At 66.6% G+C, this 21,416-nt stretch carries 23 protein-coding genes and 1 tRNA gene; 12 read left to right on the top strand and 12 right to left on the bottom strand.

The features are described from left to right. Positions 1 to 53: 53 nt before the first annotated feature. Positions 54 to 665 (bottom strand): hypothetical protein, encoded by a 612-nt coding sequence (locus B1A78_RS09120; RefSeq protein ID WP_372236870.1) that lies wholly within the window; start codon positions 663 to 665, stop codon positions 54 to 56. A gap of 226 nt (positions 666 to 891) precedes the next feature. On the opposite strand from B1A78_RS09120, the gene ispH reads away from it, so the two are divergent. Genes ispH through rnhA form a run of 3 tightly spaced genes read left to right on the top strand, consistent with a single transcriptional unit; the run spans position 892 to position 3,280 of the window. Then, complete coding sequence (ispH, locus tag B1A78_RS09115) at positions 892 to 1,860, top strand: 4-hydroxy-3-methylbut-2-enyl diphosphate reductase (protein ID WP_077146654.1); 969 nt, start codon at positions 892 to 894, stop codon at positions 1,858 to 1,860. Further along, on the top strand, positions 1,860 to 2,822 hold the full coding sequence (gene thrB, locus B1A78_RS09110) for a homoserine kinase (protein ID WP_077146653.1): 963 nt from the start codon (positions 1,860 to 1,862) through the stop codon (positions 2,820 to 2,822). Before ispH ends, thrB begins: the two co-directional genes overlap by 1 nt. Continuing rightward, positions 2,819 to 3,280, top strand: a complete 462-nt coding sequence (gene rnhA / locus B1A78_RS09105; RefSeq protein WP_077146652.1) for a ribonuclease HI — start codon at positions 2,819 to 2,821, stop codon at positions 3,278 to 3,280. Before thrB ends, rnhA begins: the two co-directional genes overlap by 4 nt. 18 nt (positions 3,281 to 3,298) lie before the next feature. On the opposite strand, the gene B1A78_RS09100 is transcribed toward rnhA, so the two are convergent. Both B1A78_RS09100 and B1A78_RS09095 read right to left on the bottom strand, forming a co-directional pair. Then, positions 3,299 to 3,475: a DUF1508 domain-containing protein gene (locus B1A78_RS09100; RefSeq protein WP_077030069.1), complete on the bottom strand. Its 177-nt coding sequence runs from the start codon at positions 3,473 to 3,475 to the stop codon at positions 3,299 to 3,301. Between the two features lie 89 nt (positions 3,476 to 3,564). Then, positions 3,565 to 4,695 (bottom strand): FAD-binding oxidoreductase, encoded by a 1,131-nt coding sequence (locus tag B1A78_RS09095; RefSeq protein ID WP_077146651.1) that lies wholly within the window; start codon positions 4,693 to 4,695, stop codon positions 3,565 to 3,567. A 126-nt stretch (positions 4,696 to 4,821) separates the two neighbouring features. Here B1A78_RS09095 and B1A78_RS09090 point away from each other — a divergent pair, with 126 nt between their 5' ends. From B1A78_RS09090 to B1A78_RS09060, 7 genes are all read left to right on the top strand, one after another. Further along, complete coding sequence (locus B1A78_RS09090) at positions 4,822 to 5,280, top strand: prepilin peptidase (protein ID WP_256837539.1); 459 nt, start codon at positions 4,822 to 4,824, stop codon at positions 5,278 to 5,280. A gap of 48 nt (positions 5,281 to 5,328) precedes the next feature. Further along, the gene (gene cpaB / locus B1A78_RS09085) at positions 5,329 to 6,369 is read left to right on the top strand and encodes a Flp pilus assembly protein CpaB (RefSeq protein ID WP_077146649.1); all 1,041 of its coding nucleotides are present in this window, start codon (positions 5,329 to 5,331) and stop codon (positions 6,367 to 6,369) included. Between the two features lies 1 nt (position 6,370). Continuing rightward, the gene (locus B1A78_RS09080; RefSeq protein ID WP_077146648.1) at positions 6,371 to 7,927 is read left to right on the top strand and encodes a type II and III secretion system protein family protein; all 1,557 of its coding nucleotides are present in this window, start codon (positions 6,371 to 6,373) and stop codon (positions 7,925 to 7,927) included. A gap of 25 nt (positions 7,928 to 7,952) precedes the next feature. Further along, positions 7,953 to 8,594, top strand: coding sequence for a CpaD family pilus assembly protein (locus B1A78_RS09075; protein WP_077146647.1), 642 nt, complete (start codon positions 7,953 to 7,955; stop codon positions 8,592 to 8,594). Next, positions 8,591 to 9,868 (top strand): pilus assembly protein CpaE, encoded by a 1,278-nt coding sequence (locus tag B1A78_RS09070; RefSeq protein ID WP_077146646.1) that lies wholly within the window; start codon positions 8,591 to 8,593, stop codon positions 9,866 to 9,868. The genes B1A78_RS09075 and B1A78_RS09070 overlap by 4 nt, the downstream gene beginning before the upstream one ends. A gap of 65 nt (positions 9,869 to 9,933) precedes the next feature. Beyond that, a complete protein-coding gene (locus B1A78_RS09065; RefSeq protein ID WP_077146645.1) occupies positions 9,934 to 10,902 on the top strand; it encodes a type II secretion system F family protein in 969 nt (322 codons plus the stop codon). Positions 10,903 to 10,914: 12 nt separating this feature from the next. After that, positions 10,915 to 11,940, top strand: coding sequence for a type II secretion system F family protein (locus B1A78_RS09060; protein WP_077146644.1), 1,026 nt, complete (start codon positions 10,915 to 10,917; stop codon positions 11,938 to 11,940). A gap of 46 nt (positions 11,941 to 11,986) precedes the next feature. Here B1A78_RS09060 and B1A78_RS09055 read toward each other — a convergent pair whose 3' ends face one another. Both B1A78_RS09055 and B1A78_RS09050 read right to left on the bottom strand, forming a co-directional pair. Further along, positions 11,987 to 12,988: a fumarylacetoacetate hydrolase family protein gene (locus B1A78_RS09055; RefSeq protein ID WP_077146643.1), complete on the bottom strand. Its 1,002-nt coding sequence runs from the start codon at positions 12,986 to 12,988 to the stop codon at positions 11,987 to 11,989. A gap of 60 nt (positions 12,989 to 13,048) precedes the next feature. After that, positions 13,049 to 13,474, bottom strand: a complete 426-nt coding sequence (locus tag B1A78_RS09050; RefSeq protein WP_077146665.1) for a hypothetical protein — start codon at positions 13,472 to 13,474, stop codon at positions 13,049 to 13,051. A 149-nt stretch (positions 13,475 to 13,623) separates the two neighbouring features. On the opposite strand from B1A78_RS09050, the gene B1A78_RS09045 reads away from it, so the two are divergent. Next, on the top strand, positions 13,624 to 14,850 hold the full coding sequence (locus B1A78_RS09045; RefSeq protein WP_077146642.1) for an ATP-binding protein: 1,227 nt from the start codon (positions 13,624 to 13,626) through the stop codon (positions 14,848 to 14,850). Here the strand turns inward: B1A78_RS09045 and B1A78_RS09040 are convergent. From B1A78_RS09040 to B1A78_RS09030, 3 genes are all read right to left on the bottom strand, one after another. Beyond that, positions 14,847 to 16,163 (bottom strand): aspartate aminotransferase family protein, encoded by a 1,317-nt coding sequence (locus tag B1A78_RS09040; RefSeq protein ID WP_077146641.1) that lies wholly within the window; start codon positions 16,161 to 16,163, stop codon positions 14,847 to 14,849. The two genes, B1A78_RS09045 and B1A78_RS09040, sit on opposite strands and share 4 nt — an antisense overlap. A 22-nt stretch (positions 16,164 to 16,185) precedes the next feature. After that, positions 16,186 to 17,124: a DUF808 domain-containing protein gene (locus tag B1A78_RS09035; RefSeq protein ID WP_077146640.1), complete on the bottom strand. Its 939-nt coding sequence runs from the start codon at positions 17,122 to 17,124 to the stop codon at positions 16,186 to 16,188. A gap of 76 nt (positions 17,125 to 17,200) precedes the next feature. Continuing rightward, the gene (locus tag B1A78_RS09030; RefSeq protein WP_077146639.1) at positions 17,201 to 18,172 is read right to left on the bottom strand and encodes a glucokinase; all 972 of its coding nucleotides are present in this window, start codon (positions 18,170 to 18,172) and stop codon (positions 17,201 to 17,203) included. 148 nt (positions 18,173 to 18,320) lie between these two features. Here B1A78_RS09030 and B1A78_RS09025 point away from each other — a divergent pair, with 148 nt between their 5' ends. After that, positions 18,321 to 19,208 (top strand): class I SAM-dependent methyltransferase, encoded by an 888-nt coding sequence (locus B1A78_RS09025; RefSeq protein WP_077146638.1) that lies wholly within the window; start codon positions 18,321 to 18,323, stop codon positions 19,206 to 19,208. 202 nt (positions 19,209 to 19,410) lie between these two features. Here the strand turns inward: B1A78_RS09025 and B1A78_RS09020 are convergent. From B1A78_RS09020 to B1A78_RS09005, 4 genes are all read right to left on the bottom strand, one after another. Next, positions 19,411 to 19,487, bottom strand: a tRNA-Arg gene (locus tag B1A78_RS09020). Between the two features lie 44 nt (positions 19,488 to 19,531). After that, a complete protein-coding gene (locus tag B1A78_RS09015) occupies positions 19,532 to 20,059 on the bottom strand; it encodes a DUF1254 domain-containing protein (protein ID WP_077146637.1) in 528 nt (175 codons plus the stop codon). 1 nt (position 20,060) lies between these two features. Then, positions 20,061 to 20,636, bottom strand: coding sequence for a DUF1214 domain-containing protein (locus tag B1A78_RS09010; RefSeq protein ID WP_077146636.1), 576 nt, complete (start codon positions 20,634 to 20,636; stop codon positions 20,061 to 20,063). A gap of 16 nt (positions 20,637 to 20,652) precedes the next feature. After that, positions 20,653 to 21,416: putative PEP-binding protein (locus B1A78_RS09005; protein ID WP_306171649.1), on the bottom strand; the 764-nt coding region annotated here is incomplete at its 5' end.

The raw sequence follows: 21,416 nt of genomic DNA, 5'->3' as shown, positions 1-21,416 counted from the left end.
GGCGCCGCAGGGCCGAACGAGGCGAACGGCACGAAGGCGCGCCGCCGCTAAGCTTATCGTCGGACGTTATATTCGAGCTGTTCCTGCGTCAGCTGGAAACCGACGAGCAGTTCGAAGCTCGCGCGCTGCACCGCGGCGCGCACTTCGGGAATGCTGAGCGGATCGACCGCCGCATCCTGGTCGCCGGCTTTGCGCTTGCGCGTGATGCGTTCCATGATGTCCGCGGGCAACGTCGCCGCGGCGCGGTCGACATAGGCCGAGGCCTGGCCGCGACCGGTGCCACGCACCTGACCGTCGGCGAAGTTGACGGTGACATTGCCGATGCGCTTGGCGACGACGGCCGTCCCGCCCTGCACCACGGTCGAGAAATAGGGGATCGTGACCGAACGCGCCGGGCCGGCATCGCGGCGCGTGGCGACGACGTCGAAGGTGGCGACCTGATAGACCTTCTCGCCGCTGTCGTTGCACTGCGGGGTCAGGTTGGTGACCGTCGCCACGACATCGATCGCAGCCGCATCGCGGCTCGTCGCGGGGTCGAACAGCGTGATGTCGCCGGTATAGAGCGGCACAGCGACCGCCGGACAGGCCGACCGCGTCGCTGTGATGCCGACGCCGCCCGACACATCGATTTCATTGTCCTTCGCGCAGCCTGCGACCGTCGCCATGGCCGCCGTGCCGCAAAGCACAGCCAGAAATTTACGCGACGGGGACGAAATGGGCATCATGATGGTCAAGGCTTTCCACTTGGCTGGAGCGACGAGGGCGATTGATCCCTGCTCCATGCGCGCCGCTTCTTATCGGGGCGATGAACGGGGCGCAACGGTGCGAAGTTGCTTTACCGCATGGCGGCGGCTGCGCTAGAGCGCCCGCGAGATGAACGCACCCGTGAACATGACAGCCGCAAAGGACGGCGAAGCGGCGGAACTGACGGTTTTGATCGCCGCGCCGCGCGGCTTTTGCGCCGGCGTCGACCGCGCGATCCGCATCGTTGAACTGGCGATCGAACGCTATGGCGCGCCGGTCTTCGTCCGGCACGAGATCGTCCACAATCGTTATGTCGTCGATACGCTGAAGGCCCAGGGCGCGATTTTCGTCGAATCGCTCGAACAAGTTCCCGACGGCGTCCCCGTCGTATTCAGCGCGCATGGCGTGCCCAAGGCGGTGCCCGCCAAGGCCGAAGCACGCGGGCTCGACTATATCGACGCGACCTGCCCGCTCGTGTCGAAGGTCCATCGCCAAGCCGAGCGCGCGCATGAAAGCGGCCGTCACATCATTTTCGTCGGCCATGCTGGCCATCCCGAGGTGATCGGCACGCTGGGACAGCTGCCCGCAGGCGCGATGACCCTGGTCGAATCGGTCGACGACGTCGCCGCGCTGTCGCCCCCCGACCCCGAGATGCTGTCGTTCCTGACCCAGACGACGCTGTCGGTCGACGACACACGCGATATCATTGCCGCGCTCCAGCATCGCTTCCCCGCAATCACCGGGCCGCGCGGCGAGGACATTTGTTACGCAACGTCGAACCGGCAGGAAGCGGTGAAGGCGATCGCCGGCCGCTGCGACCGCGTGATCGTGATCGGCGCGCCGAACAGTTCGAACAGCGTGCGGCTGGTCGAGGTCGCCGAGCGCATGGGGACGCCGGCACATCTCGTGCAGCGCGGCAGCGACATCGATCCCGCCTGGCTCACCGATATCGGCACCCTCGGTATCACCGCCGGCGCGAGCGCTCCCGAACAGCTGGTGCGCGAGGTCATCGAAGCAGTCGCCGCGTATCGCCCGATCGTCGAAGATATCGTAGTCACCGCCGAAGAGAATATGGTGTTCAAGCTGCCGCGCGGGCTCGAGTCCGCGGTAGGCTGATGGCGGTCTACACCGGGGTCGACCCCGACGACCTCGCCGCGCTCGTCGCCCGTTACGACATCGGCACCGTCCAGTCGTGCAAGGGAATCGCCGAAGGCGTTGAGAACAGCAATTTCCTGCTCGAAACCACCGTTGGGCGCTTCATCCTGACGCTCTATGAAAAACGGGTGAAGGTCGAAGAGCTGCCCTTTTTCGTCGACCTGCTCGCGCATCTGGCGGCGAGCGGCTGCGCGGTGCCGCCGATGATCCGCGACCGCGATGGCATCGCGATCCAGCAGATTTCGGACCGCGCCGCGTGCATCATCCAGTTCCTGCCCGGGATTTCGCTGACCAAGCCTACGGCGGGCCAGTGCCTGTCGGCGGGCGCGGCGCTCGGCGCGATGCACGGCGCGCTTGCGGACTATGCCGGCGGACGCGAGAACAGCATGGGCAAGGCGCATTGGCGCGGCATCGCAGAGGCGACGGGCGACCTCGACGCGGTGCGCCCCGGCCTAGCCGCGATCGTGAACGCCGAACTCGACTATCTCGACGCGCATTGGCCGACCGATCTGCCCGCGCACGTCATCCACGCCGACCTGTTTCCCGACAATGTCCTGATGCTCGGCGAGCGGGTGACGGGCCTGATCGACTTCTATTTCGCCGCGACCGACTTCCGCGCCTATGACGTCGCGGTGACGCATGCGAGCTGGACCTTTTCGAGCGACGGCACGCGCTGCGACGCCGTGCGCGCCAGGGCATTGATGGCGGGCTATGCCGGCGCAATCAAGCTGACCGAGGCCGAGCAGGCGGCTTTGCCGCTGCTGGCGCGCGGCGCCTCGCTGCGTTTCCTGCTGACGCGCGCGCACGACTGGGTGCATACGCCCGCCGATGCGCTGGTGACGCGCAAGGACCCGTCGCCCTTCCTCGAACGGCTGCGCCGGTACCAGGCCGCCGACGCCACGAGCCTGTTTGCCGCTGCATGAGCGAGGGCAAGACCGTGATCGTGGCGACCGACGGCGCGTGCAAGGGCAACCCCGGCCCGGGCGGCTGGGGCGCGGTGCTGCGCTGGGGGGATGTCGTGAAGACACTGTCGGGCGGCGAACCCGATACGACGAACAACCGTATGGAGATGATGGCGGCGATCGAGGCGCTGGCGGCGCTGAAGCGGCGCTGCAAGGTCGAACTGTCGACCGACAGCGTCTATGTCCGCGACGGGATCACCAAATGGGTGTTCGGCTGGCAGAAGAACGGCTGGAAAACCGCTGCGAAAAAGCCCGTCGCCAACGCCGAGCTATGGCAGCGGCTGGTCAAGGAGGCCGCGCGGCACGATATCGAGTGGCTCTGGGTCAAGGGCCACGCCGGCCACCCCGATAATGAAATCGCCGACAAGCTGGCCAGCGACGCTGCGCTGGAGGTCATGCGAAAGGCGCGGGCGCGCTGAGGCGCCCGCACCCGAACCTTATTCGGCTTCCCTGGTTTCGGCACCGGGACCGTTTTTCTTGATCGATTCGATGGCGTTCACCGCGGACGCCTTGCTCGAATAGCCCTCGGTCCAGAACATCGTTTCGCTGTTATATTTGAAATAGGCGACATATTCGCCGGCCTTGTTCTGCTTGATCTCGAAATAATGGGCCATGGGGGTCCTCCAAAGATACAGCCGCCGGTCCGTGCGGCTAACCCATGTTAATCCCGAGATTGCGCCGTGCAAGCGTGCGGTTGGACCGATCAGCCGAAGCGTGAGCGCGCATAGGCGGCAGGATCGATCGCGCTGATCGCACCTTCCGGCGCCGGGGCGCCAAGTTGCCACGCAAGCAGCCCGGCGATGGCCGGCGCTGTCTGGATGCCGAAGCCGCCCTGCCCGGCGCACCAGATGAAGTCCGGCACATCGGGGTCGCTGCCGAAGACGGGGAGCCGGTCGGGCGCGAAGCTGCGCAACCCGGCCCATTTGCGTTCGACCGCCGCGACCGGCCAGTCGACGACCGACTGGAGCCGGTCGATGGCGAGCGCGACGTCGATCTCCTCGGGCGCCGCATCGCAGGCTGCGCTGGGCGTTTCGTCGTGCGGGCTGAGCCAGATGCGCCCCTCGCCCTCGCCCTTGAAATAAAAGGTGCCGCCGACATGGCCGACCAGCGGCAGCGTTGCGGGGGTCGGCACGCCGAGCCGCACCTGCGCGATCGTGCGGCGATAGGGCTGGATGCCGACCGGCGCGACGCCGCAGGCGCGCGCGACAGCGTCGGCCCAGGCGCCCGCGGCATTGACGACGAGCGCGGCACGAACCGGCCCCTGCCCCGTTTCGACCGCCCAGCCGCCGCCTGTCCGCCGCGCCGAAACGAGCGGCGCGCGCACCGCCAGCAGTGCCCCCGCGCGCTTCGCGGCGCGGAGATAGGCGGCGTGGAGACCGCCGACGTCGATGTCGCGGCATGAGGGCTCATAGGCCCCCTCGCTCCACGCCGGGCGAAGACCCGCCACGCGCACGGCGAGATCGGCGGGCGACAGCCGCGATACCTCGACCCCTTGGGCGGCGAAGGCCGTGACGAAGCCGTCGACCGCCGCCGCTTCGTCGCGGCGACCGATCATCACCGCGGTGCGCGGCAACAGGAAGCCGCGATCGGAAAAATCGGGATGCGGGTGCGCGAGCGCGTCGAAGGAGGCGGCGGTGAGCGGCTGGACGCCGACCCCGCCATAGCTTTCCTGCCAGAAGGCTGCCGAGCGTCCGGTCGCATGAAAGCCGGGCATGTCCTCCGCCTCGATCATCAGCACGCGGCGATACGGCGCGAGTTCGGCGGCGAGGCTGGCGCCCGCGATTCCGGCGCCGACGATCAGCACGTCGATGTCGGAAGGGAGCGCGGCGGTCATGCCCCGGCGCATATCCTGTGGGACCCGGAATGCAAGCGCGTCGGGCCGCGAACATGGTTACTATTTGGTAAGTCATGATCTTTATGGGATGCCGACATGACCGGTCCTGTCCCCCAGCTGATCCTGATGCTGCTCGCGGCGATCCTGATGATCTGCTCGGCGATCAGCGACCTGCGCTGGCGCGAGATTTCAAACGGCCTCAACGGCCTCATCGCCGTCTTCGCCATCCCCTTCTGGGTGGCCGCCGGTTGGGCGCTGTGGCCCGACGCCGCGATGGTCGCCGGGGTAGCCGCCGTAATATTCGTCTTTTTCCTGCTGATGTACATGTTCAACGCGATGGGCGGCGGCGACGTGAAAAACGTCTTTGCGGTGTTTTTGTGGGTGCCGGTTTCGCTCGCGATGCCGGCGCTGACGGTCATGGCGGTGGTCGGCGGCATCCTGTCGGCGATCATGCTGGTCCGCATCAAGATGCGCCCGTCCGACAAGCCGGTCGAGGTTCCCTACGGCGTTGCGATCGCCGCAGCGGGCCTTTGGGCGCTTCACCAACAATATCTTAACCACTTTCAGTCTATCGCATCGAGCTGAGGGCAAGCACCGCCGCGTCCGGCGAGTGTTAGGAGGCGAAAAATCGTCATGGATACGCGAAAGATTATGCTGATCGTCGGCGCGCTGGTCATTGCGATCGGGGCGGCGTTCGGGGTCAACCAGATGATGCGTGGCGCATCAACGCCGCAGGCGCGTGCCGCCGCGGCACCGCAGGTCCAGGGTCCGATGATCCTGGTCGCAACGCGCCAGCTGCCGGTCGGGACGATCATCGGCCCCGACAGCTTCCGTTTCCAGCCTTGGCCCAAGGAACTGGTCGAAAAGGCCTATTTCCTCAAGGAAAAGACCGACGTGAACACGCTGGTGGGCACGGTCGTCCGTTATCCGATCACCGCCGGCCAGCCGTTGACGCAGGGCGCGCTCGTCCATCCCGACGACCGCGGCTTCCTCGCCGCGGCGCTTGGCCCGGGGATGCGCGCCGTGACCGTCAAGGTCAGCCAGGAACAGGGCGTCGCGGGCTTCGTCTTCCCGGGCGACCGCGTCGATGTCGTGCTCGCCCAGGAACTCAAGGTCAAGGAAGGCAGCGCCTATCCCGACGACCAGCTGTTCACCGCCGAAACCATTGTCCGCAACGTCCGCGTGCTCGCCACCGACCAGCGCTATGATGCCGAGGATGAAACGGGCAAGACCCCCGTTCGCACGTTCGGCTCGGTGACGCTCGAAGCCACGCCGGAGATCGCCGAAAAGATCGCGGTCGCACAGGATATGGGCAAATTGTCGCTCGCGCTGCGCCCGCTGGCCGAGAGCGCCGGCGAACTCGACGCCGCCATCGCGTCGGGCGACGTCAGCGTCCCGGCCAAGGGCGGCACCGCCGCCGAACGCAAGATGATGGCCGAAGCCGCCGCTCGCCCGACCGCAGGTCGCGGCTCGGCGACCACCGGCGGCGACGTGTCGCGCTTCTGGGTCCCGGTCAGCGGCCGTGTCTCGGCACCGCGCCAGCAGCCGAACAACAATTATGGCGGCGGCCAGCCGTCGAATTACGGGGGCGCCGCACCGGCAGCGCCGCGAGGTCCCGTCGTCCGCGTCACGCGCGGCGAAAAAGTGACCGAAGTGCCGGTTGGGGGTAAGTAAGATGAAGAGCAAACCCAAGTTCAAAACGGCCGCGCTCGCCCGCACCCTGGCCATCGGCCTGGTAGCAGCGACGCTGGTAACCGCACCCGCCCATCAGGCACTGGCCCAGGCGGTCCAGAATGCCAGCAGCAGCGTCGACCTGTCGGTCGGTCGCGGTCGGCTGGTCAGCCTGCCGGCTTCTATGACCGACGTTTTCGTCGCCAACGACGAAGTCGCCGATGTCCAGGTCCGCTCGAGCCGCCAGCTCTATATCTTCGGCAAGAAGCCGGGCGAGACGAGCATCTATGCCACCGATGCCAGCGGCCGGGTCGTCTATTCGACCGTCGCCCGCGTCGGCAATAATATCGAGACCATCGACCAGATGCTGTCGCTGGCGATGCCCGAGGCGACGATTTCGGCGAACACGATGAACGGCTTCGTGCTGCTCACCGGCACCGTCCAGTCGCCCGACGACGCGGCGGAGGCTGAACGGCTGGTCCAGGCCTTCGTCGGCGAACAGACCAAGGTCCTCTCGCGCCTGCGCACCGCAACGCCGCTGCAGGTCAATCTGCAGGTCCGTATCGCGGAGGTGAACCGCTCGCTGGTCAAGGAGATCAGCGGCAACCTGCTGACCCGCGATCGTGACGGCCCGCTTGGCAACGGCTTTCTCGGGGGCGTTTTTGGCGGCCGGTCGGCCGGCGAGATCACCTACCCCAACGCGCCGACTGCCATTTTCCCGCCCAACACGGTGCCGACACCCTATAACCCGGTCACGGGGCAGCCGCTCAACAGCACCACCTATGGCAAGACCTACACCATCAATACGCCGGCCGGCGTCCGCAGCCTGGCGGGTGCGGGTCGCCTATTCGGCCTCGACCTGATCGCGTCGCTCGACGTAGGCGAGCGGTCGGGCATGGTGGTCACGCTGGCGCAGCCGAACCTGACCGCGATTTCGGGCGAGACCGCCGACTTCCTGGCGGGCGGTGAGTTCCCCGTCCCGGTTCCGGGCAACCTCGCCGGCACGACGATCGAGTATCGTAAATATGGCGTCAGCCTGGCTTATACGCCGACGGTGCTGTCGAACGGCCGGATCAGCTTGCGCGTTCGTCCCGAAGTGTCCGAACTGTCGACCGAAGGCGCGATCGAACTGGAGGGTTTCCAGGTCCCGGCACTGACGGTGCGCCGTGCCGAAACGACCGTCGAGCTGGGCTCGGGCGAAAGCTTCATGATCGCCGGCCTGATGAACAACCGGTCTATCGGTGCGATCGACAAGATGCCCGGCCTCGGCGACATGCCGCTCCTTGGTATGCTGTTCAAGTCGGACAGCTTCCGTCGCGGCGAAACCGAGTTGGTGATCATCGTGACGCCCTATCTCGTCCAGCCGGTGTCGGCGAACGACATCAAGCTGCCGACCGATGCCTATCAGGACTCGAACGACGCGGCGCGCCTGCTGCTCGGGCAGACCAGCAACGGCGTGACCGGCGGCGAACGTCCGAAGCCGCGGCTCGACACGTCGCCCGACGATGCCGACCGCCTGCGCGGCGGTGCCGACGTATCGCCCGGTTTCAGCATCAAGTGACGCGCTGCCTTTCAGGAGCATGACTATGAAGAAGATCGCAACTTGGACGACCCTGGCACTGGCTGCGACGCTGGCCGGATGCACGGGCAGCGCACACACCAATACCGGCCTCGATTCGGTCCACCAGCCGATCGTCCGCAACAGCATCTATCAGTTCGACGTTGCGACCAGCGGCGGCGAACTGCCGCCCAGCGAACAGGGCCGCCTGCAGGGATGGCTCGACGCGATGGGCGTGCGCTATGGCGACCGCATCGCCATCGAAGACCCCTCGCCCTACGGCTCGGGCGTCGCACGGTCTTCGATCCGCGCGATGATCGAACGCCGCGGCCTGCTCTTGAGCGACGCGGTTCCGGTGACCACCGGCACCGTGGCGCCGGGCAATCTGCGCGTCGTCGTCACCCGTGCGACCGCCTCGGTCCCCGGCTGCCCCGATTGGTCAAGCAAATCGTCGATCAACTTCAACAACGCGACCTCGTCCAACTATGGCTGCGCAACGAACAGCAACCTGGCCGCGATGGTCGCCGACCCGAACGACCTGATCAAGGGCGCGAGCGACGATCGCCATGACCCCACCTCGGCGACCCGCGCGATCAAGACGTATCGCGAGAAGCCGCCCACGGGCGCCGGCGAGCTGAAGCAGACTTCAACGAGCGGAGGCAACCAGTGAACGCGCCCTTCAAAGCAGCTGGCCTGCGCGAACCCTTCAATGCCTTTGTGTGCGACGACGATACGCTGGAGCTGATCCGCGCCGCCGCCAACGACATGGGCTGGCCCATCGAGAAATGTAACAAGGGCGGGCTGCGCAACGCCGTCCAGTCGTTGTCGGTTTCGGCGAGCCCGAACATCCTGTTCGTCGACATGTCCGAATCGGGCGATCCGATCAACGACATCAACGCGCTTGCGGAAGTCTGCGAACCCGGCACGGTGGTGATCGCCGCCGGCCAGGTCAACGACGTTCGGCTGTACCGCGACCTGCTGTCGAGCGGCATCCAGGACTATCTGCTCAAGCCGCTGTCGCTCGACCAGGTCCGTGAATCGCTGACCATGGCGCAGGCGATGCTGTCGGCGCCGAAGCACAGCGACATGGCCGACGACAAGCCGCATCACATGATGGCGGTGGTCGGCGTGCGCGGCGGCGTCGGTGCGTCGCTCGTCTCGACGTCGCTCGCCTGGGCGATGAGCGAGCAGGCCGACCGCCAGACGGCGTTGCTCGACCTCGACATCCATTTCGGTACCGGCGCGCTGACGCTCGACCTCGAACCGGGCCGCGGCCTGATCGACGCGATCGACAACCCCAGCCGCATCGACGGCCTGTTTATCGAGCGCGCGATGGTGCGCGCATCGGACAAGCTGAGCCTGCTGTCGGCCGAAGCCCCGATCCACCAGCCGGTGATGACCGACGGGTCCGCATTCTTCCAGCTGGAAGAGGAACTGCGCAATGCGTTCGAGATGACGATCGTCGACATCCCGCGCCATGTGCTGATCCCCTTCCCGCACCTGGTGTCCGAAGTCGGAACCATCGTGCTGGTCAGCGACGTGACGCTTGCCTCGGCGCGCGACACGATCCGTATCCTGTCGTGGTTCAAGCAGAATGTCCCGGGCGCGCGCGTGATCCTGGTCGCCAACAAGTTCCAGAATGCGATCGGCGAACTGTCGCGCAAGGAATTTGAATCGTCGATCGAACGCCAGATCGACGTGGTCATCCCGTTCGACCCGAAACTGGTAAGCCAGTCGGCGAAGCTCGGTAAGTCCTATGCCGAAATCTGCAAGGGCACCAAGGCCAGCCAGGTGTGGAACCAGCTCATGCGCTTCATCCTCGACGGTGCCGATTCGGAGGCCGAAGAGGCGTCGGCGCCGGCCGCAAAGGGCAAGTCGGGCGCCTCGCTGCTCGGCAAGCTCAGCGGCATCGGCGGCATCATGGCCAAAAAAGGCGCGAAATAAGGACGGTGGCGGCCGGGTGACCGGCCGCCGGCTGCCCTTGGACAAGAAGCGGACGAAAACCGACCATGGACACGTCAGTCATCATCATCAGCGGTAGCGCGTTCCTGATCTTCACCCTGCTCGTGCTGTTCAGCGGCCCGTCGTTGGGCAAGGCGAAGACGCGGCGGCTGGCGATGGTCAAGGACCGGCACGCCAACTCGACCGAGGCGGTCGTCGCCGCGCAGATGCGCAAGACGATCCAGGCCGGAAGCGGCCGGGGCGGGCAGAATCTTTCGAGCCTGATGCCGCGCCGCGAGGAGATGGAAAAGCGGCTGCGCCGGACCGGCAAGAACTGGACCGTCAGCCAATATATGATGGCATCGATGGCGCTGTTCGTCGGCGTCGCCGGCATGCTGCTGCTCATCCGCAGCCCGTTCATGCTTGCCGCGCTCGTCGGCGTCATCGCAGCGCTCGGCCTGCCCTATTTCGTCGTCAACCGCCTGATCAAAGGGCGCGTCGCCAAGTTCAACACACGCTTTCCCGACGCGATCGACCTGCTCGTCCGCGGCCTGAAATCAGGTCTGCCGGTGACCGAGACTTTCCAGGTCGTCAGCCAGGAACTGCCCGGCCCGGTCGGCGAAGAATTCAAGGGCGTCGTCGAACGCATCCGCATCGGCAACACGATGGAAGCGGCGTTGCAGGAATCGGCCGAGATGCTGGGCACGCCCGAATTCCAGTTTTTCTGCATCACGATCGCGATCCAGCGCGAGACCGGCGGCAATCTGGCCGAAACGCTCGCCAACCTGTCGGACGTGCTGCGCAAGCGCGCCCAGATGAAGCTCAAAATCCGCGCCATGTCGTCGGAAGCCAAGGCGTCGGCCTATATCGTCGGTGCGCTGCCCTTCTTCGTCTTCGGCATCGTCTGGACGATGAACCCCGAATATCTTCAGGGCTTTTTCGTCGAGGAACGGCTGATCATCACTGGCCTTGGCGGGCTGGTGTGGATGAGCCTCGGCGCGTTCATCATGTCGCGCATGATCAGCTTTGAAATCTAAGGAGCGGGACCAATGAACAGCACGCTGCTCCTCACCGCATTTTCGGGCGCGGCGCCCGGCCCGACAATCATGGGCGTCGACGTCATCTGGGTCGCGACCACGCTCGCTGCCGTCGGCGTCGGTGCAGTGCTCATCGCGCTTTACGGCGCGCTCACCGTGCGCGATCCGATGGCGAAGCGCGTCAAGGCGCTCAACGAGCGCCGCGAACAGCTGAAGGCCGGCATCACCGCCTCGACCGCGAAACGCCGCGCCAAGCTGGTCCGCAAGAACCAGACCGCGGACAAGATGCGCACCTTCCTTGGCAAGCTGCAGGTGCTGCAGGAAGACCAGATCAAGGACGTCCAGCAAAAGCTGGCGCAGGCGGGCATCCGGTCAAAGGATCTCGCGGTCGCGGTCATCTTCGGCCGCCTGATCCTGCCGATCGTGTTCGGCGGCCTTGCCGCCTTCCTGATCTATTGGGTCGACATGTGGCCCGACCTGACCCCGTTCAAGCGTTCGGGCGCGACAATGGCCGCGCTGCTGCTGGGCTATAAGGCGCCCGACCTGTTCGTGCAGAACAAGCGCGCGAAGCGCACCGATGCGATCCGCAAGGGCCTGCCCGACGCGCTCGACCTGCTCGTCATCTGCGCCGAGGCCGGCCTGACCGTCGACGCCGCCTTCAGTCGCGTCGCCAAGGAACTGGGCCGCGCCTATCCCGAACTGGGCGAGGAATTCGCGCTGACGTCGATCGAGCTCGGCTTCCTGACCGAGCGCCGCCAGGCGTTCGAAAACCTCGCCTATCGCGTCAATCTCGATTCGGTGAAGGGCGTCGTCACGACCATGATCCAGACCGAGAAATATGGTACGCCGCTGGCTTCGGCCCTGCGCGTCCTCTCGGCCGAATTCCGCAACGAACGCATGATGCGCGCCGAAGAAAAGGCCGCGCGCCTGCCCGCGATCATGACCGTGCCGCTGATCCTGTTCATCCTGCCGTGCCTGTTCATCGTCATCCTTGGCCCGGCCGCCTGTTCGCTCAAGGACGCGCTCAGCGGAATGTGACAAACCGCCCTTCCCGCCCCGCGGCGGGAAGGGAGTTTGCCTTGGCTCAGGCCACCTGCTGTTCGATCGCGCCGAAGATGCTGTGATGGCGATCGTCATCCATCCAGATGCGGACCATATCGCCCTTTTGCATGAACGGCGTCTTCGCCCCGCCTTCGAGGATCGTCTCGACCGTACGCACCTCGGCGAGGCAGCAATAGCCCAGCCCGCCCTGCGCGATCGGCTTGCCCGGTCCGCCATCGGCATCGCGGTTCGACACCGTACCCGAGCCGATGATCGTCCCGGCACCGAGGTCGCGCGTTTTCGCCGCATGCGCGATCAGCGCGCCGAAGTCGAAGGTCATGTCGACCCCGGCATCGGCACGGCCGAGCGGCTGACCGTTGAGGTCGACGCACAGGGTGCCGTGAAGTTTGCCGTCCCGCCACCGGTCGCCGAGCGCATCGGGGGTGACGAACACCGGCGACATCGCGCTCGACGGTTTCGACTGGAAAAAGCCGAAACCCTTGGCGAGTTCGCCGGGGATCAGCCCGCGCAGCGACACGTCGTTGGTCAGCCCGACGAGCAGGATCAGCCCGCGTGCGGTTTCCGCGTCGGTGCCCGCGGGCACGTCGCCCGTGACGACGACCACCTCGGCTTCCATGTCGCAACCCCACGCCGGATCGCCGAGCGGGATCGGGTCGCGCGGCGCGAGGAAGGCGTCGCTGCCGCCCTGGTACATCAGCGGATCGTGCCAGAAGCTGTCGGGCATTTCCGCGCCGCGCGCCTGCCGCACCAGCGCGACATGGTTCACATAGGCGCTGCCGTCGGCCCATTGATAGGCGCGCGGCAGCGGCGAGGCTGCGTCGCGCTCGTGAAAGCGCTCCTTGGGGATGGCGTCATGATTGAGATCCTCGGCCAGCGCGGCGAGGCGCGGCGCGGCATAGGCCCAATTGTCGAGCGCCGCCTGCATCGTCGGGACGATCTGACCGGCGTCGGCATACCAGGCGAGATCGTCGGAAACGACGACAAGCCGCCCGTCGCGGCCCTTCTTCAGCGATGCTAATTTCAAGGGATTTTCCTTTGTCTGGCGATGCGGGGGAAAGCCGCCATCGCCAACAAGGGACGACGGTCAGCGTTGCATCGTGATCGATGCGAAACAGGTAAACCCGCTCTGCCCCGCCCGCAAGCGCCGGATATATTCCAGATAGGCCTGCGACTGGCTGGAAGTCGTGCCGGGCAGCGCCTGCCCCCGGAAAGCCCGTTTCACCTCTTCGCCGGTGAACGGGCGCGGCGAACCGGGGAATGCACCCTTGGTGCCCGCGGCGACGAGATTGCCCCGCGCATCGATATATTTGCCCGCGCCCGACACATCGGGAACCGGAATCTGGCAGTTCATCACCGACACGGCGGTCTGGGCAAAGGCGGGACGGATCGTCAGCGCTGCCGAAACGCCGACCGCGCCGAGCGCGAGCATACGGCGCCGCGACGGAACGGCTTCGACATTATCGTCGGGTTGCGGCGCCCCCGCACCGTTCGGCTGATCCTGTTCGTCCATGATCGGCGCATAAACCATGGAGGACGCGGGGAAAAGCAAAAGACCGCACGCCCGCCCGCGCTTCCCGTTTCGGGACATTCGCCGATGAAGCGTTAATCGCTGCGAACACCCTTGCGCCACAGCCCCGCTTCGTGCGAGGCGCAGCGTCGATGTTCGACCGCCTCTCCAGCCTCGTCGTAGCGCTGACCCTGGTCGCCATCGCGGCAATCCTCGCCGCGCTGGCTGGTGGCGACGCTTTGGCCATTGCCATATTGGCCGCCGCCGGCGTTGCCGCTGCCGCGATCGTATATTCGGCGCTGCCCGGGACTGTCATCGTCGAAAACCGGGCTGAAGCAGCGCCAACCCCCGCGCTGCCACCGATATCGCTGCTGCGCCACCCCGATTTCGCGCTCTGGGCCGATCAGGAAAAGGAACCCCTGCTCGGCTGCGACGGCAATATCGTCACGCTGGCAAACGACGCCGCGATCCGCCTGCTCGGACGCCATATCGTCGGCGCCGACGTACGCACCGCGATCCGCCATCCCGCGGCGACCGAATGGCTGTCGAACGCCGACGCGGCCGCGATGCTCGAGCCGATCAACCTCATCGACTTTCCGCGTCCCGGTCAGCGCTGGACGATGCGCATCGCTTCGCTGTCGGGCGGGCAAAGGATCCTCTTCCTCGCCGATCGCTCGGCGATCGATGCGGCGGACCGGATGCGGTCCGATTTCGTCGCCAACGCCAGCCACGAACTGCGCACGCCGCTCGCAGCGATCCTCGGCTATGTCGAGACGCTGCAGGACATGAACGAAGCCGACTCTGCGACGCGCCATCGTTTCCTGTCGATCATCGAGCGCGAGGCGCGGCGGATGCAGCAGCTGGTCATCGACCTGCTCTCCATCTCGCGCGTCGAGGCCGACCGCTTCCGCCGCCCGACAGCGCAGGTCGACCTGACCGCGATCGTGCGGGCGACGATCGCGCAGCTCAAGGACAGCGAAAATCCGCGCGCCAAGGATGTCGTCGCGGCCTTCGACGACGCGCCGTTGTCGATGCTGGGCGACGAGGCGCAACTGGGGCAGCTCGTCCACAACATCATCTTCAACGCGATGAAATATGGCCGCGCCGACACGCCGGTGACCGTCGAACTGCTCCGCGAAGGCCCGCGTGCGCGATTGTCGGTGCGCGACGAGGGCGAAGGCATCGCGCCCGATCATTTGCCGCGCCTGACCGAGCGCTTCTATCGCGTTGACGAAGCGCGCAGCCGTTCGGTCGGCGGCACCGGCCTGGGTCTGGCGATCGTCAAGCACATCAGCGAACGCCACCAGGGCCAACTCGATATCGAGAGCGAAGTCGGCAAGGGCACGCGGGTGTCGGTGGCGTTTCCGCTCAACGGCTAAGCGATCGCTTCGACGAGGTCGGAGAGTTTGCCGAACATCGCGTCGATCTGTCCCTTCTCGACGATCAGCGGCGGCGACAGCGCGATGATGTCGCCGGTGGCGCGGACGAGCAGGCCATTGTCGAAGCAGGCGTGGAACAGCTCGGTCGCGCGCGCGGTGGGCGCGCCGGGGCGCGGTTCTAGCTCGATGCCAGCGACGAGGCCGATGGTGCGGATGTCGATGACATGGTGCCGCCCCTTCAGGCTGTGCGCGGCCTCATCCCAATAAGCTGCGAGATCGGCGGCACGGTCGAACAGCCCTTCGCGCGCATAAAGGTCGAGCGTCGCGATCCCCGCCGCGCTGGCGAGCGGATGGCCCGAATAGGTATAGCCGTGGAACAGCTCGATCCCGCTTGCCACGCTGTCGACCACCGCGTCGTGCAGTTCGCGCTTCACCGCGACCGCGCCCATCGGGACCGCGGCGTTGGTCAGCCCCTTGGCCATGGTGATGATGTCGGGGGTGACGCCCCACGCCTCGGCGGCGGTGGCGGCACCGACGCGCCCGAAGGCGGTGATCACCTCGTCGAAGATCAGCAGGATGCCGTGGCGGTCGCAAATCTCACGCAGCCGCTGCAGATAGCCGACCGGCGGGATCAGTACGCCAGTAGAGCCCGCCATCGGCTCGACAATCACCGCCGCGATCGTTTCGGCACCGTGAAGATCGACGAGGCGCTGGAGATCGTCGGCGAGTTCGGCGCCGTACGGCGGGAAGCCGTGCGCGAAGGCGTTGCCCGGCATGCCATGGGTATGGCGGATATGGTCGGCACCCGCGATCCCCGGCCCAAAGGCGCGGCGGTTGTTGACGATGCCGCCGACGCCGATGCCGCCGAAGCCGGTGCCATGATAGCCGCGCTCGCGCCCGATCAGCCGGGTGCGGCTCCCCTGCCCGCGTGCGCGCTGTACCGCGAGCGCGATTTTCAGCGCTGTATCGACCGATTCGCTGCCGCTGTTGGTGAAGAAGATGCGATCGAGCCCGTCGGGCATGATCGCCGCGACGCGGCGCGCGAGTTCGAAAACGAGCGGATGGCCGAGCTGGAAGGTCGGCGCAAAATCGAGCGTGCGCGCAGCCTCGGCGATCGCGTCGGCGATCTCGGGCCGGCAATGGCCGGCGTTGCAGCACCAAAGCCCCGCGGTCCCGTCGAGGATCTCGCGGCCGTCGGCGCTGCGGTAGTACATGCCGCTCGCCGACACGAGCTGGCGCGGGCTATTCTTATAAGCCCTATTGGCCGTGAAAGGCATCCAGAAGGCCGCCAGCGGATCATTTTCACCCTGCATATCGGCCTCCTTTCCCAGTCGTTCAGTGCGCCGCCTTCTTGCCCGGCAGCAGGTGCAGCACGCCGACGATGATGCCACCGAGCAGGAGGCCGAAGATGCCCGCCCCGCCGGCATTGATCAGCCATTCCCACAGGCCCGCGGCGGGCAGGTTGCCGGCGACGGCATGGGCGAAGTCGTGCAGCCCGTGACCCAGACCCCCGATATGATATTCGTCGAGGCCGTGGAGCACGATCTGGCCGCCGACCCAGAGCATCGCGGCGGTGCCGATCACCGCCAGCGCCGCGAGCAACTTCGGCATGAAGGCGACGAGGCCGCGACCCACCGCACGGCCGACGGCGGCCCTGCCCTTGCTCATGTGGAGGCCGATGTCGTCCATCTTCACGATCAGCCCGACGACGCCATAGACGGCGACGGTGATCAGCACCGCCACCACCACCAGCGTCGCCGCGCGCATCGCGAAGGCTTCGTCGAGAACTTCGTTAAGCGCGATCACCATGATTTCGGCCGAGAGGATGAAATCGGTGCGAATCGCGCCGCTTACCATTGCTTCTTCATGATTCTTGTCAGCGACGAGCGCGACATCTTCCTCGAGCGAATGATCCTTGGCGGTCCAGCTGTGCCAGACCTTTTCGGCGCCTTCGAAGCAGAGATAGGCGCCGCCAACCATCAGGATCGGCGTGATCGCCCATTGCGCGACCGCCGACAGCAGCAGCAGCACCGGCACGATGAAGACCAGCTTGTTGCGCAGCGATCCCTTGGTGATCCGCCAGATGATCGGCAGTTCGCGGTCGGGGGTAAAGCCGGTCAGGTAGCGCGGGGTCACCGCCGTATCGTCGACGACGACCCCCGCGGCCTTCACCCCCGCCTTCGACGCCGCCGCGCCGATGTCGTCGATGCTCGCCGCCGCCACCTTGGCGATGGTCGCCACATCGTCGAGCAGCGCGAAAAGTCCTGAAGGCATATAAGTTTGATCCCCGTTGCGGTTTGCCCTTCCCTATCGGGCGAAAGGCCGGCGCGAAAGAGGATGTTGCGGTGCGTCAGAGATACTGGCGCGCGAAAGCCGCCGCGGCGCCGAACAGCCCGGGTTGCGGATGGGTGATCAGCTTGACCGGCAGCGCCGCCATGAAGCCCTCGAACCGCCCCTTTTCGACGAAGCGTTCGGGGAAACCCGATTTGACGAGGCTGTCCTTGATGCGCAGGCCGAGCCCCCCGGCGATCACCACCCCGCTCGCGCCCTGTGCCAGCGCAAGGTCGCCCGACACGCTGCCGAGCGAGAGGCAGAAGCGGTCGATCGCGGCGGCGGCGAGGCTGTCGGCGCCGCTGGTGCCGTTAGTCCAGATCGTCTTGTCATCGAGCGGCGTCACCGCGCGCCCTTCCATCGCCGCGAGCGTCTCATAGATGTCGACGATGCCGGGGCCCGACACGATGCGCTCGATCGACACGCGGCGGTGGCGTTTGCGGAGGCGCGCGAGGATCGCGTCCTCGATGCTGTCGAGCGGCGCGAAGTCGATATGCCCGCCCTCGGTCGCCTGGACACGATAGGCGCCGCCATGGCGCCACACATGCGCGACGCCGAGTCCGGTGCCGGGGCCGATAACGCTGATCGTACCGCTGTCGGGCAGCGCCATATCGGGACCGCACAGCGTCTCGAAATAGCCGGCCTCGGCTTGCGCCACCGCATGGCCGACGGCCTCGAAATCATTGACCAGCACCCAGCGGTCGACGCCGAGCTTTTCGCCGACCAGCGCCGGGCGGATGATCCAGGGATTGTTGGTGAAACGGATGATCTCGCCGCGCGTCGGCCCGGCAATCGCGATCGCGACCCCGCGCGGCAGCGTGCCGCCCTGCTGCTGCCCGAAATCCTCCCACGCGGTCTGAAAGCTCGCATGATCCTTGGTGTGCAGCGTCACTGCTTCGCCGAGCGACAGGACGCGCCCATCCGCCACCTCGGCAATCGCGAAGCGCGCATGGGTGCCGCCGATGTCGACCGTGACGATCCGTTCGCTCATATCTCTCCCTTGCGCCGCAGCGCGATCCTTGATCCGCCAAGACTGTCGCATGGCCCGGCGGCTTGCAACAAGGCATAGCTATGCGCAGACTTGCCGCGCGAACGGATACGATCTAGTTGCGATTCATTCGCAATAAGGAGAAGCAACCATGGCGAGCGCAGCGCAAAGCCCGACCCATCAATGGACCGGTTCGAGCGGCGACAATTGGGTACTGCACCAGCAGCGGCTCGACCTGATGCTCGAAGCGTTCGGCGACGCGGCGATCGCCGCCGCCGAAGTGGTGCCCGGCGACCGAATCCTCGATATCGGCTGCGGGGCGGGCGCGACGAGCTTCGCGCTCGCGGCGCGGACTGGCGCGGGCGGAGACGTGCTCGGGGTCGATATTTCGCCGCAACTGGTCGAGCGCGCCCGCGCGGACACGCCGGGCGGCGCGCCGGTGCGCTTCCAGCTCGCCGATGCCGCGACCGCGCCGCTCGACCCGGCGGCGTTCGACCTGCTCTTCTCGCGCTTCGGGGTGATGTTCTTCGACGATCCGGTTGCCGCCTTCGGCCATATGCGCGCGGCGCTGAAACCGGGCGGGCGGCTGGCCTTCGCCTGCTGGCGCGGACCGGCGGAAAATGACTGGGTTCGCCTGCCGATGGCGGCGATTCGGCCCTTCGTGACGCCGGCGCCGGCCGACCCGCTGGCGCCCGGTCCCTTCGCCTTTGCCGACCCCGAACGAATCACCGGCCTGCTCACCGACGCGGGCTTTGCCGGGGTCGAGATTGTGCCGTTCGACGCGGTCATTCCTTATGGTCACGGCGCGACGCGCGAGGCGGCAATCGACGATGCCGTGTCGCTCGCCTCGGCGGTCGGCCCGCTGTCGCGCGCACTCGCAGACCAAGACGATGATATCAGGGCAAAAGCGACCGAGGCGGTGCGCGCCGCCTTTGCCCGGCAGCCGGGCGAAACCTCGATCCTGATCGCCGGTGCGGCGTGGATTGTCACCGCGAAAATAGTTGATCAAATGCCGATCGGCACAATGACAGCGCTGTAAGTCGGCCGCGAATCGCGCTAAGATGGGAACGATCACGGGAGCGACCACGGACGTCTGCCTGGGGGGTATAACAGGCCCCGCGATCAACAACCGCGAGACGTTTCGGACGTACTGCCCGGGGTATTCATCCACTTGCATCGGGCCTCGCGGCCAAGCCGCAGCGGCGGCCGCCCTGGCGGCTTTTCGACCATCATGGAAGGAATGGCGCACCCGGAACGATTCGAACGTCCGACCCTCAGATTCGTAGTCTGATGCTCTATCCAGCTGAGCTACGGGTGCGTGGAGCAGCGCCTTTACGGGGCGATGCGCGGGGGCGCAACCCCCTATTTCAGCTTTGTGACCACTCTGCACGACGACTGGCGCCGCAGCGCGTCGAGGCCGGTGATTTCCTGCGGTTCGCGGAGCAGAAGCCGGATCAGCGCGATGCCGCGATCATGGTCGGTGCGCACGACTTCGGTGCCCGCGGGCACCGGCTGTGCCGCCCGCGCGACGATGATTCGATAGGGCTTGCCGCCCGCCTCGACATCGTTGCGCACGAAGATCACGTCGGTCGCCGCGTCGAAGATGCTGAGCGAACTGTAGCGGCCCGGCACCGGCGCCACCTCGATCGCCACCGGGCCGGGGGACAGGTCATAGGGGCAGCTCGAATAGGCAAGGTCGGGACTCGGCCGCACCACCGGCTGGCGCTCGGGCGTCGCGAGATTGCCATAGGACATACGATTGATGCCGCCCTGCCCCAGCCGATCCATCGCGACGTTCATCAGGCCATAGGGGAGATAGAGGATCGCCGCCCACGCCGTCGCTGCGGCGACGAGCAGGCCCAAGAGCAGCGGGCCGAGCCAGCGGCGCATCTCAGCAGTCCTCCTTGACGAGGCGCGGGAGCGCGGCCTTGGCGGGATCGGCGCGGAACGCCGCGCCGGGGTTGTACATGCGCAGCGTCAGCTGGAAATTCTGGCCCTTGATGCCGGGCAGCCACGCCGCGCCCTTGGGCTTGTCGGGTGCGATGGTGACGCGCCATTCGCCTTTCGCATCGAGCGCGACATTGGCGCCGTTGACCGACCAGAGGCGCGCGGGGTTATCCACCAGATAACCCTTGTCGTCATAGACGGTAACGCTCCACCAGCGCGCGTCGAGCGGCTTTCCCGACAGGCTGTAACGGCAATTGCCGTCGAGCGGCGCGCCCGCCGCGTCGGTCGTGGCGAGCCAATAGACGGTTTCCTTCGCAGGCAGCGCGAGCAGCCCCGAGCGCGCGACCATCGCGCGCGTCAGCGGGTCGGTTGCCTTGGTCCCGTAACCGAGCGAGGTCGTCCACGGGCCGTTGCGGATCCCGCCGTCGCCGAGCCCGCCGTTGGTCAGCGCCCATGCCGCGCCGAGCCCCACCGCCAATCCGCCCACCAGGGTGATCGCATAGCGGTGCCAGCTCTTCATGCGCTTCCTTCCCCGGCTATTTGCCCTTTTTCAACGCCGCCTGAGCGGCAGCGAGCCTGGCGATCGGCACACGGTAGGGCGAGGCGCTGACATAGTCGAGGCCGGTCTTCTCGCAGAAATGGATGCTCGGTGCGTCGCCGCCATGCTCGCCGCAGATGCCGAGCTTGACGTCCGGGCGCACCCGCCGCCCGCGATCCGCCGCGATCTCGATCAGCTGCCCGACACCCTCGACGTCGAGGCTGACGAAGGGGTCGGTCAGGAAGATGCCCTTGTCGACATATTGCGTCAGGAAGCGGCCGGCGTCGTCGCGGCTGATGCCGATCGTCGTCTGCGTCAGGTCGTTGGTACCGAAGCTGAAGAACTCCGCGCTCTCGGCGATCTCGCCCGCCATCAGCGCCGCGCGCGGAAGCTCGATCATCGTGCCGACGAGATAAGCGATCTCGCGGCCCTTTTCGGCGAAAACCGCCTTCGCCTGCGCGTCGACGACCGCCTTCATCAGGTCGAATTCGCGGCGCGTCGCGACGAGCGGGATCATGACCTCGGGGATCGGCGCGGCGCCGGTCTCGGCGGCGACGTCGCACGCCGCCTCGAAGATCGCGCGCGCCTGCATTTCATAGATTTCGGGATAGGTGACGCCGAGGCGGCAGCCGCGATGGCCGAGCATCGGGTTGAATTCGTGGAGTTCGTTCGCGCGCGCCTTCAGCGCCTCGATGCCTACGCCTGCCGCGGCGGCGACGTCGGCGAAATCCTCCTCGCGCGTCGGCAGGAATTCGTGGAGCG

The organism is Sphingopyxis sp. KK2 (genome assembly GCF_001990265.1).
In the GTDB taxonomy this organism is placed as follows: Bacteria; Pseudomonadota; Alphaproteobacteria; order Sphingomonadales; family Sphingomonadaceae; genus Sphingopyxis.
Note: the sequence above shows the minus strand (reverse complement) of the source record. Positions and strands in the feature narration are given on the sequence as shown.